The organism is Dyella soli, from assembly GCF_054482295.1.
This window is the reverse complement of sequence record NZ_JBTFFU010000001.1, coordinates 1,134,618-1,147,602: the sequence shown is the minus strand read 5'-3', so window position 1 is coordinate 1,147,602 and position 12,985 is coordinate 1,134,618. Positions and strand designations below refer to the sequence as shown.

At 64.8% G+C, this 12,985-nt stretch carries 12 protein-coding genes and 4 tRNA genes; 9 read left to right on the top strand and 7 right to left on the bottom strand.

What is annotated here, in order from left to right; all coding sequences use genetic code 11:
- Nucleotides 1-26 precede the first annotated feature (26 nt).
- Nucleotides 27-470 (top strand): ribonuclease HI, encoded by a 444-nt coding sequence (gene rnhA, locus ACXU4B_RS05310; protein ID WP_131408430.1) that lies wholly within the window; start codon nt 27-29, stop codon nt 468-470.
- On the top strand, nt 467-1,183 hold the full coding sequence (gene dnaQ, locus ACXU4B_RS05305) for a DNA polymerase III subunit epsilon (RefSeq protein WP_131408429.1): 717 nt from the start codon (nt 467-469) through the stop codon (nt 1,181-1,183). Before rnhA ends, dnaQ begins: the two co-directional genes overlap by 4 nt.
- 13 nt (nt 1,184-1,196) lie before the next feature.
- Here the strand turns inward: dnaQ and ACXU4B_RS05300 are convergent, their stop codons facing one another.
- The 4 genes from ACXU4B_RS05300 to ppsA form a co-directional block, all read right to left on the bottom strand.
- Complete coding sequence (locus ACXU4B_RS05300) at nt 1,197-1,898, bottom strand: PP2C family protein-serine/threonine phosphatase (RefSeq protein WP_131408427.1); 702 nt, start codon at nt 1,896-1,898, stop codon at nt 1,197-1,199.
- A 286-nt stretch (nt 1,899-2,184) separates the two neighbouring features.
- Nucleotides 2,185-2,274: transfer RNA gene (locus ACXU4B_RS05295), tRNA-Ser, on the bottom strand.
- Nucleotides 2,275-2,361: 87 nt separating this feature from the next.
- Nucleotides 2,362-3,039 (bottom strand): signal peptidase I, encoded by a 678-nt coding sequence (gene lepB / locus ACXU4B_RS05290; RefSeq protein ID WP_131408425.1) that lies wholly within the window; start codon nt 3,037-3,039, stop codon nt 2,362-2,364.
- Between the two features lie 167 nt (nt 3,040-3,206).
- On the bottom strand, nt 3,207-5,579 hold the full coding sequence (gene ppsA, locus ACXU4B_RS05285; protein WP_131408423.1) for a phosphoenolpyruvate synthase: 2,373 nt from the start codon (nt 5,577-5,579) through the stop codon (nt 3,207-3,209).
- A gap of 239 nt (nt 5,580-5,818) precedes the next feature.
- Here ppsA and ppsR point away from each other — a divergent pair, with 239 nt between their 5' ends.
- The gene (gene ppsR / locus ACXU4B_RS05280) at nt 5,819-6,634 is read left to right on the top strand and encodes a posphoenolpyruvate synthetase regulatory kinase/phosphorylase PpsR (RefSeq protein WP_131408421.1); all 816 of its coding nucleotides are present in this window, start codon (nt 5,819-5,821) and stop codon (nt 6,632-6,634) included.
- Between the two features lie 17 nt (nt 6,635-6,651).
- Nucleotides 6,652-7,143, top strand: coding sequence for a DUF1249 domain-containing protein (locus tag ACXU4B_RS05275; protein ID WP_131408419.1), 492 nt, complete (start codon nt 6,652-6,654; stop codon nt 7,141-7,143).
- 147 nt (nt 7,144-7,290) lie between these two features.
- Here the strand turns inward: ACXU4B_RS05275 and ACXU4B_RS05270 are convergent.
- The 3 genes from ACXU4B_RS05270 to ACXU4B_RS05260 all read right to left on the bottom strand — a co-directional run bounded on the left by ACXU4B_RS05270 (nt 7,291) and on the right by ACXU4B_RS05260 (nt 7,616).
- Nucleotides 7,291-7,367, bottom strand: a tRNA-Asp gene (locus ACXU4B_RS05270).
- Between the two features lie 87 nt (nt 7,368-7,454).
- Nucleotides 7,455-7,530, bottom strand: a tRNA-Glu gene (locus ACXU4B_RS05265).
- 10 nt (nt 7,531-7,540) lie between these two features.
- Nucleotides 7,541-7,616 (bottom strand) — tRNA-Ala (locus tag ACXU4B_RS05260).
- 238 nt (nt 7,617-7,854) lie between these two features.
- On the opposite strand from ACXU4B_RS05260, the gene ACXU4B_RS05255 reads away from it, so the two are divergent.
- From ACXU4B_RS05255 to ACXU4B_RS05235, 5 genes are all read left to right on the top strand, one after another.
- The gene (locus tag ACXU4B_RS05255) at nt 7,855-9,624 is read left to right on the top strand and encodes a cation:proton antiporter (RefSeq protein ID WP_131408417.1); all 1,770 of its coding nucleotides are present in this window, start codon (nt 7,855-7,857) and stop codon (nt 9,622-9,624) included.
- 191 nt (nt 9,625-9,815) lie between these two features.
- Nucleotides 9,816-10,589, top strand: a complete 774-nt coding sequence (locus ACXU4B_RS05250) for an FKBP-type peptidyl-prolyl cis-trans isomerase (protein WP_131408415.1) — start codon at nt 9,816-9,818, stop codon at nt 10,587-10,589.
- Between the two features lie 183 nt (nt 10,590-10,772).
- The gene (locus tag ACXU4B_RS05245) at nt 10,773-12,110 is read left to right on the top strand and encodes a UDP-glucose dehydrogenase family protein (protein ID WP_131408413.1); all 1,338 of its coding nucleotides are present in this window, start codon (nt 10,773-10,775) and stop codon (nt 12,108-12,110) included.
- A gap of 1 nt (nt 12,111) precedes the next feature.
- Nucleotides 12,112-12,330, top strand: a complete 219-nt coding sequence (locus ACXU4B_RS05240; protein ID WP_131408411.1) for a SlyX family protein — start codon at nt 12,112-12,114, stop codon at nt 12,328-12,330.
- Between the two features lie 44 nt (nt 12,331-12,374).
- On the top strand, nt 12,375-12,965 hold the full coding sequence (locus tag ACXU4B_RS05235) for a DUF2058 domain-containing protein (RefSeq protein WP_131408410.1): 591 nt from the start codon (nt 12,375-12,377) through the stop codon (nt 12,963-12,965).
- Nucleotides 12,966-12,985 lie beyond the last annotated feature (20 nt).

Sequence of the window (12,985 nt, the reverse complement as noted above, 5' to 3'; positions counted from 1 at the left end):
ACTACCGAACTTTTTGATGGGCAACGATGACTGAAGTGGAAGCTTTTACGGATGGTGCCTGCCTGGGCAACCCCGGGCCAGGCGGCTGGGCAGCACTGCTGCGCGCGAAGGGCACCGAGCGCATGCTCGCCGGCGGCGAACCTGCCACCACCAACAACCGCATGGAACTGATGGCGGCCATCGCCGCGCTCGAGGCGCTGACGCGACCGTGCACGGTCGTGCTCACCACCGATTCGCGCTACGTCATGCAGGGCATCGAGGAATGGGTGCCCAAGTGGCGCTCCAACGGCTGGCGTACCGCCGACAAGAAGCCGGTGAAGAACCAGGACCTGTGGCAGCGCTTGTCCGCTGCCGTCGAGCCGCATACCGTCCGCTGGCATTGGGTGAAGGGCCATAACGGTCACGCAGAGAACGAACGCGTCGACGTGGCCGCGCGCGAACAGGCCGAGCAGTACAGGAGCAAGGCATGAGACAGATCGTGCTGGATACCGAGACCACCGGCCTGGAAGTGCGGCAGGGCCATCGCCTGATCGAAATCGCCTGCGTGGAAATGATCGGGCGGCGCCCCTCGGGCCGCCATTACCAGACCTATCTCAACCCCGATCGCGCGATCGACGAAGGCGCTCGCCAGGTGACCGGGATCGAGGACGAGTTTCTGCTCGACAAGCCCCGTTTCCCCGACGTGGTCGGGGAATTCCTTGCCTTCATCGATGGCGCCGAGCTGATCATCCACAACGCGACCTTCGACGTCGGTTTCCTCGACGCGGAACTGGCGCGGGCTGGCGAGCACTACGGACGCATCGCCGATCGATGCAACGTGCTCGATACGCTGGTGATGGCGCGCGAGCGCTATCCCGGGCAGCGCAACAGCCTCGATGCGCTGTGCAAGCGCCTGGGCGTGGACAACTCGGCGCGCGACCTGCACGGCGGCCTGATCGACGCCCAGCTGCTGGCCGAGGTCTACCTGGCGATGACCTCGGGGCAGGTCGTGCTCGACCTTGGCTTCGAGGGCTCGCAGGAACAGGGGCCGACGGTTGCGCTGGCGCCGATGGTGCTCGATCGCCGTCCGCGCGTGTTGCGTGCGACCGAGGAAGAGCGGCTCGTGCACGAGCGTCGCCTCGATGCGCTGGACAAGAGCGCCGGCGGAACCAGCGTGTGGCGGCGCGAGGAAGCGGGCAGCTGACCCCTTCCGGGCCTCAGTTGCTACGCGTGAGTATCGCCGTGACGTTGTCGCTGCCGCCGCCATCCAGCGCGGCGAGCAGCAAGTGCTCCACGCATTCCTGCGCGGACAGGTCCTGGCGCGAGACCACGCTCGCGATGGCGGCGTCGGTGACTTCTTCGGTGAGGCCGTCGCTGCACAGCAGGAAGCACGTGCCGGGCTCCAGTCGCCCGCGCGCCATGCCGATGTGCAACTGCTCCGCCGCCGTGATGCCCAGTGCCTGCGTGATCACATTGCGCTGCGGGTGACGAGCAGCCTGCGCCGGATCGAGCGTGCCCGCGGCGACCAGCTCCTGGACCAGCGAATGGTCGTGGCTCACTTGCCGCAGGTTCTTCTGCCAGAGATAGACACGGCTGTCGCCAACCCAGACCACTTCGTAGCTGTCGGCATGCAGGCGCAGCGCGGCGATGGTCGTACCCATCGGGCGCGGGTCATTGAAACCCCGGCTGTGCTGGATGAGTCGTTCGTCGGCGGCGCGGATGGCTTCGACGAGGCTGTGGCCGCGTGCCACCAGGTCGGCCACGGCGTCGCGCACCAGCGCCGAGGCCACTTCGCCGTGCTGATGGCCACCCATGCCGTCGGCCACCAGAAACAGGCCGAGCGAGGCGTCGGCGTAATAAGTGTCTTCGTTGCGCGTGCGGCGCAAGCCGACGTGGGTTCCGTGTCCGAACTCGATCATGGGATGCCTGGTGTGGCGATGCGATGCGAGCATGACGGATGTGGGATGAATGCGTAAAGAAGGATTGGGAGTTGTGGGGTCACTCATGCTTAAAAGCCGAGCGCCGCGAGGTGGGTGGGATTGTTCGGTCCATCCGTGGACCGAACCCCTCCGCGCTTGCGCGCTGCGGGGCCAGCCTGCGGCTGTCCAAATTCGTTCCAGACGAATTTGTCGAACCGGTGGGTTCTCGTCCCCGCCGTCACCATCAGCAAAACAAAACGCCCCACTAGGGGGCGTTTTGTTTTACTGGCGGAGAGGGTGGGATTCGAACCCACGGTACGCTTACACGTACGCCTGATTTCGAGTCAGGTACATTCGACCACTCTGCCACCTCTCCAAAAACGGTGCGCGCGGTCTACGCGAGCCGGCAATATTACGCGGTGCAGGGCGTGGTGACAACTGGTCTGGCGAAATTTGCGCGCGCCTATTGCAGGGATGCGCCCCAGCGGCCGTTGCGGGGCAGGTAGTGGTTGGCCGGATCCAGCGAGACGGCGACCCGGAACGCGCGACCGGTGATCTCGCCGCGGGGAAAGAAGCCGAACTGGCGCGAGTCGGCGCTGTTGTCGCGGTTGTCGCCCAGCAGCAGGTACTGGCCCGCCGGCACGGCGACCGGGCCAAAGTCGTTGCTGTGGCCCTGCTGGGCGAGGGACCAGCGAACGGCGTGGTGCTGCATGCCCGCCACGCTCTCGTCGGCGTAGCTGGCAGGGTCCTCGCGGTCGTCGCCGATGCCCTGCACGGCGATCGGCCGGTAACTGGCGGGTTTTCCGTTGACGTAGAGATGGTTCTGCACAAGCGCGACCTGGTCGCCCGGAATACCGATCACGCGTTTCACCAGGCGTTCCCCGGCGGCGGCCGAATCGAGCACGACGATATCGCCGCGGCGGGGATCGGCGCGGTGCAGCAGCGAAATATGGGTGAGCGGCACGCGCAGGTCGTAAGCGGCCTTGTCGACGACGATGCGGTCGCCGATCTGGATGGTCGGCTGCATCGAGCCCGTGGGCACCACGTTCCAGTCCGCGATGGCGCTGCGAAACACCACCATGCAGAGCATGAAGGTGAGGAAGCCCTTGTTGCGGGAAATCAGGCCCGGGATGGCTCGCATGGTGGTCCCCTTGGCGATGCCGGCAAGGCGTGCCGGTGGCGTGGACTAGGGACTGCGGCGCCAGCGCAAAGTTCAGCGTCGCGCGGGGGTATGCCGTCCAGGGGAGGCCTGCCCTGAAGCCAGGCACAGGGGGCGGTGTCGCCACCGCCCCCTGATTGTCGAACTCGTCAGGCCGTCTTGCGTTTGGCCAGGCGCAGCCAGGTGTCGACCACGGTGTCGGGGTTGAGCGATACCGATTCGATGCCCTGGTCCATCAGCCACTCGGCAAGGTCCGGGTGGTCGGACGGGCCCTGGCCGCAGATGCCGACGTACTTGCCCTTGTCGCGGGCCGTCTTGATGGCCAGGGCCAGCAGCTTCTTCACCGCCGGGTCGCGCTCGTCGAACAGGTTGGCCACGATGGAGGAGTCGCGGTCCAGGCCCAGGGTCAGCTGGGTGAGGTCGTTGGAGCCGATCGAGAAGCCGTCGAAGATGTCGAGGAACTCGTCGGCGAGCAGCGCGTTGGACGGCACCTCGCACATCATGATGACCTTGAGGTCGTGCTCGCGCTGCTTGAGGCCGTTCTTGGCCAGCACCTCGATGACCTTGCGGCCTTCGCCCAGCGTGCGCACGAACGGGATCATCACCCACACATTGTCCAGGCCCATCACTTCGCGCACGCGCTTGACCGCTTTGCACTCCAGGCCAAACGACTCGGCGAAGCCCGGGTCGACGTAACGGCTGGCGCCGCGATAGCCGATCATCGGGTTCTCTTCGTGCGGCTCGTAGCGCGAACCGCCGATCAGCCCGGCGTACTCGTTCGACTTGAAGTCGGACAGGCGCACGATCACCGGCTTCGGGTACACCGAGGCAGCGATGGTGGCGATGCCTTCGGCCAGGCGATCGACGTAGAACGACACCGGGTCGGCATAGCCCGCCATGCGCTCGTCGATCTTCTTCTTCGTCTCGGCGTCCTGCTTGGCGTACTCGAGCAAGGCCTTGGGATGCACGCCGATATGGCTGGCGATGATCATTTCCAGGCGAGCCAGGCCGATGCCGGCGTTCGGCAGCATGCCGAAGTCGAACGCGCGCTCGGGGTTGGCCACGTTCATCATGATCTTCAGCGGCGCCTCGGGCATGTCGCCGAGGTCGGCCGTGACGCGATCGAACTTCAGCATGCCCTGGTAGATCATGCCGGTGTCACCCTCGGCGCAGGACACGGTGACTTCGGCGCCGTCGGGGATCACGTCCAGGCCGTTGCCGGTGCCGACCACGGCGGGCACGCCCAGCTCGCGGGCAATGATGGCCGCGTGGCAGGTGCGGCCGCCGCGATTGGTGACGATGGCGGCTGCGCGCTTCATCACCGGCTCCCAGTCGGGGTCGGTCATGTCGGCGATCAGCACGTCGCCCGGCTGCACCTTGTTCATGTCGGCCAGCGAGCGGATCACGCGCGCCTTGCCGGCGCCGATCTTCTGGCCAATGGCGCGGCCTTCGGCCAGCACGATGCCCTTTTCGTTGAGGTGGAAACGCTCGAGCTGGGTGGCGTGGGCACGCGACTTCACCGTTTCCGGGCGCGCCTGCACGATGTAGAGCTTGCCGGTGTTGCCGTCCTTCGCCCACTCGATGTCCATCGGGCGGCCGTAATGCTGCTCGATCACCAGCGCCTGCCGCGACAGTTCCTGCACGTCCTCGTCGTTGATGCAGAAGCGGTTGCGCAGTTCGGCCGGAGTGTCCTCGATGCGCACGCGCTCGCCGGGCTGGTTCGAATAGACCATGCGCAGCTGCTTGGCGCCCAGGCTGCGACGCAGCACCGCCGGCTTGCCGGCCTTCAGCGTGGGCTTGAACACGTAGAACTCATCCGGATTGACCGCGCCCTGCACGACCATCTCGCCCAGGCCGTAGCTGCCGGTGACGAATACCACGTCGCGGAAGCCCGACTCGGTGTCCAGCGTGAACAGCACGCCGGAGGCGCCCACGTCCGAGCGCACCATCAGCTGCACGCCGGCAGAGAGGAACACGTCCTCGTGCTTGAAGCCCTGGTGCACGCGGTAGGCGATGGCGCGGTCGTTGTACAGCGAGGCGAACACTTCCTTCACCTTGTGCAGCACGTCCTCGATGCCGACCACGTTGAGGAAGGTTTCCTGCTGGCCCGCGAAAGAGGCGTCCGGCAGGTCTTCGGCGGTGGCGGAGGAGCGCACGGCGACGGCGATGTTCTCGGCGCCGGCGTCCTTGCAGAGCTTGATGTAGGCATCGCGGATGGCCTGGTCGAGCTCGGCCGGCAGCGGCGTTTCGGTGACCCACTCGCGGATCTCCTTGCCCGCGGCGGTCAGGGCCTCGACGTCATCCACGTCCAGCGTCGCCAGGCGTGCCTGGATGCGCTTGGCCACGCCGCTCTTGTCGAGGTATTGCTGGAACGCATCAGCGGTGGTGGCAAAGCCACCGGGCACGGACACACCGAGTTTGGCGAGGTTGCCGATCATCTCGCCGAGCGACGCATTCTTGCCGCCCACCTTGCCCAGGTCGGTCATGCGCAGCGTGTCGAGCCAAAGCACCAGATCGTTCAAGGGAGTCTCCTCAAGAGCTCGTGTGTCTATCAAAGGGAAGCGGCGCGTCCGGGCAAATCCCGAAAACCGGGCTACAAAGAACTGGTATTGTCCGCTGTCGATGGTGCGGAGCACAAGAAGACCATTCGGGGAAAAACCCGCGCCAGCTGCATACCAGTCAGGCAGGAGTCAAGCAAAGACAGGCTTTTCGCGTTGCGCTAAGGTGGTGCCAGGGAACAGTCAGGGATTTCGGGTTACCTATGCAGCGAACGGTTTTTTTCATCTCCGATTCCACTGGTATTACTGCCGAGACGATCGGCAACAGCATTCTTGCCCAATTCGAAGGGGTTCAGTTCGACAAGCATCGCCTGCCGTTCGTCGACGACGCGCATAAAGCCGAGGCGGCGGCGCTGCGCATCAAGACCCGCTACGCGCAAACCGGCGAGCGTCCGATCGTGGTCAACACCATGGCCTCGCGCGACCTGTGCGACATCGTGGCAGAGAGCGGGGCGCTGATGCTGGACGTGTTCGCGCCCTTCATCGGGCCGCTGGAAGAAGAGCTGGGCGCCAAGCGCTCGGGCATGGTCAATCGTTCGCACGGCCTGGTCGACTTCGACAAGTACGAGGCCCGCATCAACGCCACCAACTATGCGCTGTCACATGACGATGGCATCGACGTGGACTACGCGCAGGCGGACCTGATCCTGGTCGGCGTGTCGCGTTCAGGCAAGACGCCGACCTGCCTCTACATGGCCTTGCATTACGGCGTCAGCGCCGCCAATTATCCCTTGACCGACGACGACCTGGACAAGCTGGAACTGCCGGCGCGCCTGCGCCCTTACAAGGATCGATTGTTCGGTCTCACCATCGATCCTCAGCGACTGGCGCAGATCCGCGAGCAGCGGCGCGCCAACAGTCGCTACGCAACACTGGAGCAGTGCCGCTGGGAGCTTTCGCAGGCAGACAAGTTGATGCGTCGGGAAGGCATTCCCAATCTGAACACCACGCATGTCTCCATCGAGGAGATAGCCAGCAAGATCTTCGACCGCTTCGGTATCGAGCGGACCATGTTCTAGAGGAGCCTCCACCGCCCATGAGTGCCGTACTGGACAGCCGCAACGCTTTGCTCCCGGGACGCTTCGGCTTCCTGATGGGGCTGTATGCGGAGAACTACCACCGGCTGGCCAGGTTGTTTGCGCCGCAGGAACTGGCGCCCGGCTTCTACCTGTCCAGCGTGGATGACGGACTCGATGTGCGGTTGCAGCTGCAGGAGCGGCACCCCTACACGCTGGAGCTGGAGCTCACCTACAACTTCGTCGATGCGCACACGGGACAGCCGTCGCCATCGGCGCAGCTGCGCATGTACACCGATGCGCACGTGGCCGAGGCGCTGCATTGCCACCCCGGGCGTCACCTGTGGCAGGTGCTGGGGCCGTTCCCTCCCGCCCATACGGTGCTGCAGCACCGGCTGCGCATGAACGGATTCCTCTCGCGCTGGCTGGAGTACCTGGCCGAGCAGGGGCATTCGAAAGGCACGCTGGAGCGGCTGGAAGACCATCACTGGGCTGATGATCCGCCCGGCTAGTGCAAGCCTGGACCGACACCGGCCCGCCTGTCGCGCGAGTCATCCCGATATCGGTGGCCTGGGGCAGGGGATGGCGCCCCGGGGCGGTCGCCGCGGCGACAAATCGCAGGCAACAAAAAACCCGCCAATGGCGGGCTCTTTGTAAAGTGGCGGAGCGGACGGGACTCGAACCCGCGACCTCCGGCGTGACAGGCCAGCATTCTAACCGACTGAACTACCGCTCCACATTTTTACTGCTTCCAGTACTGCACCAACAGATTTCATCCTTGACCACTCTTGCAGCTTCGCCGGAACCCGGTCTGCCGTTAGAGTGGCGTCCCCACGGGGATTCGAACCCCGGTCGCCACCGTGAAAGGGTGATGTCCTAGGCCTCTAGACGATGGGGACGTATCTAATTTGGTGGAGCCAGGCGGGATCGAACCGCCGACCTCCTGCATGCCATGCAGGCGCTCTCCCAGCTGAGCTATGGCCCCGTGCCTCTGGAAGCCCGAAAGAATAGGTCGGGATCACGATTTCGTCAAGCATTCGCCACCAAAAATTTTCAAATAATTTTCACCGGTGAATCACAACAAGCAGTTACGCCGATGCCGACAGGCAGCGAGTGTCGCACGCATCGTCTTTCGCGCCCATTCGACCATGCGGCCGACGCCATGGGCTGTGCTTCGAGTGCCTGGTTGCTAGTCTTGCCAGACGTCCCCACGGGTTTCTTCGATGCACGATCTGCACTTCATGCAGGACCTGGCGACCGTCATGCTGGTTGCGGGCCTGACGACCGTGATCTTCCAGCGCCTGCGCCAGCCGGTCGTGCTCGGCTACATCATCGCCGGCGTGCTGGTGGGGCCGTACACGTTTCCCGTTGTCTTCATTCACGACGAGCAGAGCATTCGCACGCTGTCCGACGTGGGCATGGTCCTGCTGCTGTTTGCCCTGGGCCTGGAATTCAGCCTGAAGAAGCTGCGGGAAGTCGGCGGCGCGGCGCTGGTGGCGGCCTTGTGCGAGATCGTGCTGATGCTCTGGCTGGGCTACGAGATCGGGCGCTTCTTCGGCTGGAAGTCGATGGACGCCATGTTCCTCGGCGCGATGCTGTCGATGTCCTCGACCACGATCATCATGAAGGCGCTCGATGACCTGGACTTCAAGCGCGAGCGCTTCGCGCAGCTGATGTTCGGCATCCTGATCATCGAGGACGTATTGGCCATCGTGCTGATGGCACTGCTGACCGGCATCGCCAGCACGGGCGGCCTGGAGGCCCATGAGGCGATGGCTGCGGTCGGCAGGCTCACGCTGTTCATGGCGGTATCGCTGGTGGTCGGCCTGTTGCTGGTGCCGCCCGTGGTCGACTACATCGCCAGGGTGAGCCGCGACGACGTGCTGCTGGTGGCCGTGCTGGGCCTGTGTTTTGGCTTCTGCCTGCTGGTCAGCGAGATGGGTTACAGCGTCGCGCTGGGTGCCTTCATGATCGGCGCGATCGTAGGCGAGTCGGCCAGCGTGGAGCGCGTCGAGCGCATTATCGGCCCGGTCCGCGACGTGTTCAGCGCCGTGTTCTTCGTGGCGATCGGCATGCTGATCGATCCGGCCATGCTCCGGGAATACTGGCTGCCCATCGCGGTGGTAACCGTGGTGGTGGTGCTGGGCAAGGTCATCACCTGCAGCTTCGGCACCTTCGTGGCCGGCAATGACGGACGCACCTCGTTGCGCGTGGGCATGGGCCTGGCGCAGATCGGCGAGTTTTCCTTCGTCATTGCCTCGCTGGGACTGACCCTCAAGGTGACCAGCGGCTTCCTGTACCCCGTGGCGGTCGCTGTGTCGGCCATCACCACTTTCCTCACGCCCTATCTCATCCGCGCTTCCGATCCCCTGGCCAGCCTGCTGGGCCGGCGCCTGCCGCAAGGGCTCACCGGCGTGCTGCGTGCTTATACCGACTGGATGGGCAGCCTCAGCCTGAGCGGACAGGGCGCGACGGTGGCGAAGATGATCCGGCGCCTGGTGTGGCACGTGATCATCAACATGATGCTGGTAGTGGCGGCATTCCTGATCATGTCGTTTCTCTACCGGCGCGGATTCTTCCACTGGGATGTGCTGACCGACCGGCCCGAAGTAAAGCGAAGCCTGGCGTGGTCCATCGCGGCGCTGATCTCCTTGCCCATGATCGTGGCGGCCTATCGCAAGGCCTCGGCGCTGGGCATGTTGCTGGCGGAACTGGGCATTCCCGAGCGTATCGGCGGCACGTACAACATGCGTATCCGCGCGGTGCTGGCGCGCATCATTCCGCTGGCGACGATGTGGGTGCTCGGCCTGCTGGTCGCCGCATTGGCATCGACGATCCTGCCGCCGCGCCAGGTCGCACTGGTGCTGATCCTCGTGCTGTTGCTGCTGGCGTGGCTGCTGTGGCGGATCCTGGTGCAGCTGCATGCGCGACTGCAGGCAGCCCTGCGGGATACGCTGGACAAGCCGGGTCGCTCGGAAGACGGGCATTCGTAAGTGAAAATTAGATAAAAATTCGCAAAAAAACGCGATATTTGTGCCCCAAGTTGAAACTTTTAATGGCCCCTGACGGTCGCAGCCCTGGCATCGTTGCCAAGACTCAACAAGCGCCGCACAATGCAGGGCCTGCCTCCACCGGGGGGGCCAGTCCGGTCGTGCCGGCACATCCAAATACGAGGGAGTTTCTAATGAAGCATTTTCTGCGTCCCACGCTGACGGCGGCCGCGCTGGCTGTTGCACTGGGCATGACCGCTGGCGTGTACGCACAGGCAGCCAAGCCCGCTGCTGCCCCTGCTGCTCCGGCGGCAGGCACGGTCGACAAGACCAAGGCCAGCTACGTGGTTGGCTGGGACCTGGCCAGCTCGCTGCCGCCGCTGGTTCGCGAAGAAGTGGATCCGGCTACCGTTGCCCGCGCCCTGCAGTCGGCGCTGTCGGGCCAGAAGCCGACCATGAGCGAGGCAGAAGCCAAGCAGGTCCGTGATGCTTTCGTCGCCAACCTGCAGGCCAAGGCCAAGGCCGAGTACACCCAGGTCGCCGCCAAGAACAAGGCCGACGGTGATGCCTTCCTCGCCAAGAACAAGGCTGCCGCTGGCGTGAAGACCACCGCTTCGGGTCTTCAGTACCAGGTGATCGCCCCGGGTACCGGCGCGCGTCCGGGCCCGAGCGACACCGTGCAGGTGAACTACGTCGGCAGCTTCGTCAATGGCGAAGTGTTTGACGACTCGTCCAAGCACGAGGGTGGTGGTGCGGCCTCGATCCCGCTGGCTGGCGTGATCCCGGGCTTCCGCGAAGGCATGCAGCTGATGCAGGTCGGCGGCCACTACAAGTTCTTCATCCCGGCCAACATCGCCTACGGTGCGCAGCCGCAGAACGGCTTCCCGCCGAACTCGACGATCATTTTTGACGTGACCCTGGTCAAGACCGGCCCGACGCCGGCTGGCGAGCAGGGCGGCGCGAAGTAATCGCCGACAGGCCACTCTCTGAGGCCATGGACGGGGCGCGAAGCGATTCGCGCCCCGTTTTTATTGGTGGATTGCCCACGGACCGGATGGCCCGCCGCGGCAGCGACACGACCGGCAGGCCGAACGTGTCCGACGTTCGGCCTGCTAGAATCCGTGGTCTTGCCTCTGGGAGTTCTCGCGACAATGAAGGTCACCATTTTTGGCACCGGCTATGTGGGTCTGGTCACTGGTGCCTGCCTGGCTGAAATGGGTAACCACGTGGCTTGCGTCGATATCGATGCAGGCAAGGTGGAGCGCCTCAAGCGTGGCGAAATCCCCATTTACGAGCCTGGCCTGGAGCCGATCGTCAAGCGCAACCACGCCAGCGGGCAGCTGGATTTCACCACCGACCCCGCGCCGGCGATCGATCATGGCCAGGTCGTGTTCATCGCCGTGGGCACGCCGCCGGACGAAGACGGCAGCGCCGACCTGAAATATGTCCTGGGCGTGGCGCGCACGATTGGCCAGCACATGGACCGCTATACGGTGGTGGTGAACAAGTCGACCGTGCCGGTGGGGACGGCCGACCGCGTGCGCCAGGCGATTGCCGCCGAGCTTGCCGCCCGCGGGGCGTCCGTCGAATTCGACGTGGTTTCCAATCCGGAATTCCTCAAGGAAGGCGACGCCGTCGAAGACTGCCTGCGCCCCGATCGCATCATCATCGGCAGCTCCAGCGAGCGCGCGGTGAATGTGCTGCGCAAGCTGTACGCGCCGTTCAATCGCAACCACGAGCGCACGGTGGTGATGGACGAGCGTTCCGCCGAGCTGACCAAGTACGCCGCGAACGCGATGCTGGCCACCAAGATCAGCTTCATGAACGAGATCGCCAACATCGCCGAGCGCGTGGGCGCCGACGTGGAGCTGGTTCGACAGGGCATCGGCTCGGACCCGCGCATCGGTTACCACTTCATCTATCCCGGTGCCGGTTACGGCGGCTCCTGTTTCCCCAAGGACGTGCAGGCACTGGAGCGCACCGCGCGCAGCGTCGGCTATGACGCCCGCCTGCTGGGCGCCGTGGAGGCGGTCAACCACGACCAGAAGACCAAGCTGTTCGACCTGATCTCGCAGCACCTCGACGGCCAGCTGGCGGGCAAGACGATTGCCTTGTGGGGTCTCGCCTTCAAGCCGAATACGGACGACATGCGCGAAGCCTCCAGTCGCAACCTGATGGAGGCGTTGTGGGCCGCGGGCGCCAAGGTGCGTGCGTTTGACCCCGAGGCGCGTGAGGAAACTCACCGCATCTACGGCGATCGCGCAGACCTGGTCCTCTGCGACAGCGCCTACAAGGCCCTGGAAGGCGCGGATGTGCTGGCCATCATCACCGAGTGGAAGGCCTTCCGCAGTCCGGACTTCGCGCGCGTACGCTCGATGCTCGGCAACCCGGCCATCTTCGACGGCCGCAATCTTTATGATCCCGTCGTGGTCGAGGAAGCCGGCCTGGCCTACTATGGCATCGGCCGGGGTCGCAGCCTGAGGCGCTGACATGTCCGATGACCTGCTACAGCAGCGGTTGACGGAGCTCGAGGTGCGGCTCACCTTCATCGACGACACGGTGAATGCACTGGCGGCGGCGGATGCGGACCAGTCGGTGCGCATCGCGACGCTCGAGCGGATCATCCGCGACTTGCGCAACGAGCTCTCCACGATGCGCGTTTCGCAGGGACACGATCCGCACAGCGAGCCGCCACCGCCGCATTATTGACCACGTCAACTTCAGTATCAGCACTACGCAAGCGAGTTCCGAACATGGCCGAATCCCTGCGCGATCAGCTGCTCAAGAGCGGCATCGTCAAACAGGTGCGCGACGAAAAACGTCCTACGCCCCAGGGCGGCAAGCCGCCTTACCAGAAGCAAGGCGGCAAGCCGCCGCATCACAAGGCGTCGGGCAAGCCCTCGTCGCCAAGGCCGGGAGCAGGCAAGAGCCAAGAGGAGATCGACCTGGCCAAGGCTTATGCGATCCGTGCGCAAACGGAGGCCAATGAACGCAAGCGCGCCGAACAGGCGGCTGCCGAAGCGGCCCGCCTGCGCCGGGAGCGCAAGCTGAAGATCCAGCAGCTGCTGGAGGGCAAGGCACTCAACAAGGCCGAAGCCGAGCATGTGCGGCATTTCGAATACGGCGGCAAGATCCGTCGCATCCACGTCGATGCCGAGCAACTGGCTGCGCTCAATGCGGGCGAGCTGGCGGTGGTGCAGCAGCAGGGTCGCTACCTGCTGGTCACGCTGGAAGTGGCCGAACAGGTACGCACCATCGATGCGCAGCAGCTCGCCTTGCTGGTCGCGCCGGGCAGCACCGGCGGCGTGGGCGAAGACGGCGTGCCCGATGACCTGATGTGGTGACGCGCGTCAGCGACTGACGG

Excerpts from the sequence above, each read along its gene's own strand:
- rnhA (WP_131408430.1), top strand. The coding sequence starts at position 27 with ATGACTGAAGTGGAAGCTTTTACGGATGGTGCCTGCCTGGGCAACCCC.
- dnaQ (WP_131408429.1), top strand. The coding sequence starts at position 467 with ATGAGACAGATCGTGCTGGATACCGAGACCACCGGCCTGGAAGTGCGG.
- ACXU4B_RS05300 (WP_131408427.1), bottom strand. The coding sequence starts at position 1,898 with ATGATCGAGTTCGGACACGGAACCCACGTCGGCTTGCGCCGCACGCGC.
- lepB (WP_131408425.1), bottom strand. The coding sequence starts at position 3,039 with ATGCGAGCCATCCCGGGCCTGATTTCCCGCAACAAGGGCTTCCTCACC.
- ppsR (WP_131408421.1), top strand. The coding sequence starts at position 5,819 with ATGCAGCGAACGGTTTTTTTCATCTCCGATTCCACTGGTATTACTGCC.
- ACXU4B_RS05275 (WP_131408419.1), top strand. The coding sequence starts at position 6,652 with ATGAGTGCCGTACTGGACAGCCGCAACGCTTTGCTCCCGGGACGCTTC.
- ACXU4B_RS05255 (WP_131408417.1), top strand. The coding sequence starts at position 7,855 with ATGCACGATCTGCACTTCATGCAGGACCTGGCGACCGTCATGCTGGTT.
- ACXU4B_RS05250 (WP_131408415.1), top strand. The coding sequence starts at position 9,816 with ATGAAGCATTTTCTGCGTCCCACGCTGACGGCGGCCGCGCTGGCTGTT.
- ACXU4B_RS05245 (WP_131408413.1), top strand. The coding sequence starts at position 10,773 with ATGAAGGTCACCATTTTTGGCACCGGCTATGTGGGTCTGGTCACTGGT.
- ACXU4B_RS05240 (WP_131408411.1), top strand. The coding sequence starts at position 12,112 with ATGTCCGATGACCTGCTACAGCAGCGGTTGACGGAGCTCGAGGTGCGG.
- ACXU4B_RS05235 (WP_131408410.1), top strand. The coding sequence starts at position 12,375 with ATGGCCGAATCCCTGCGCGATCAGCTGCTCAAGAGCGGCATCGTCAAA.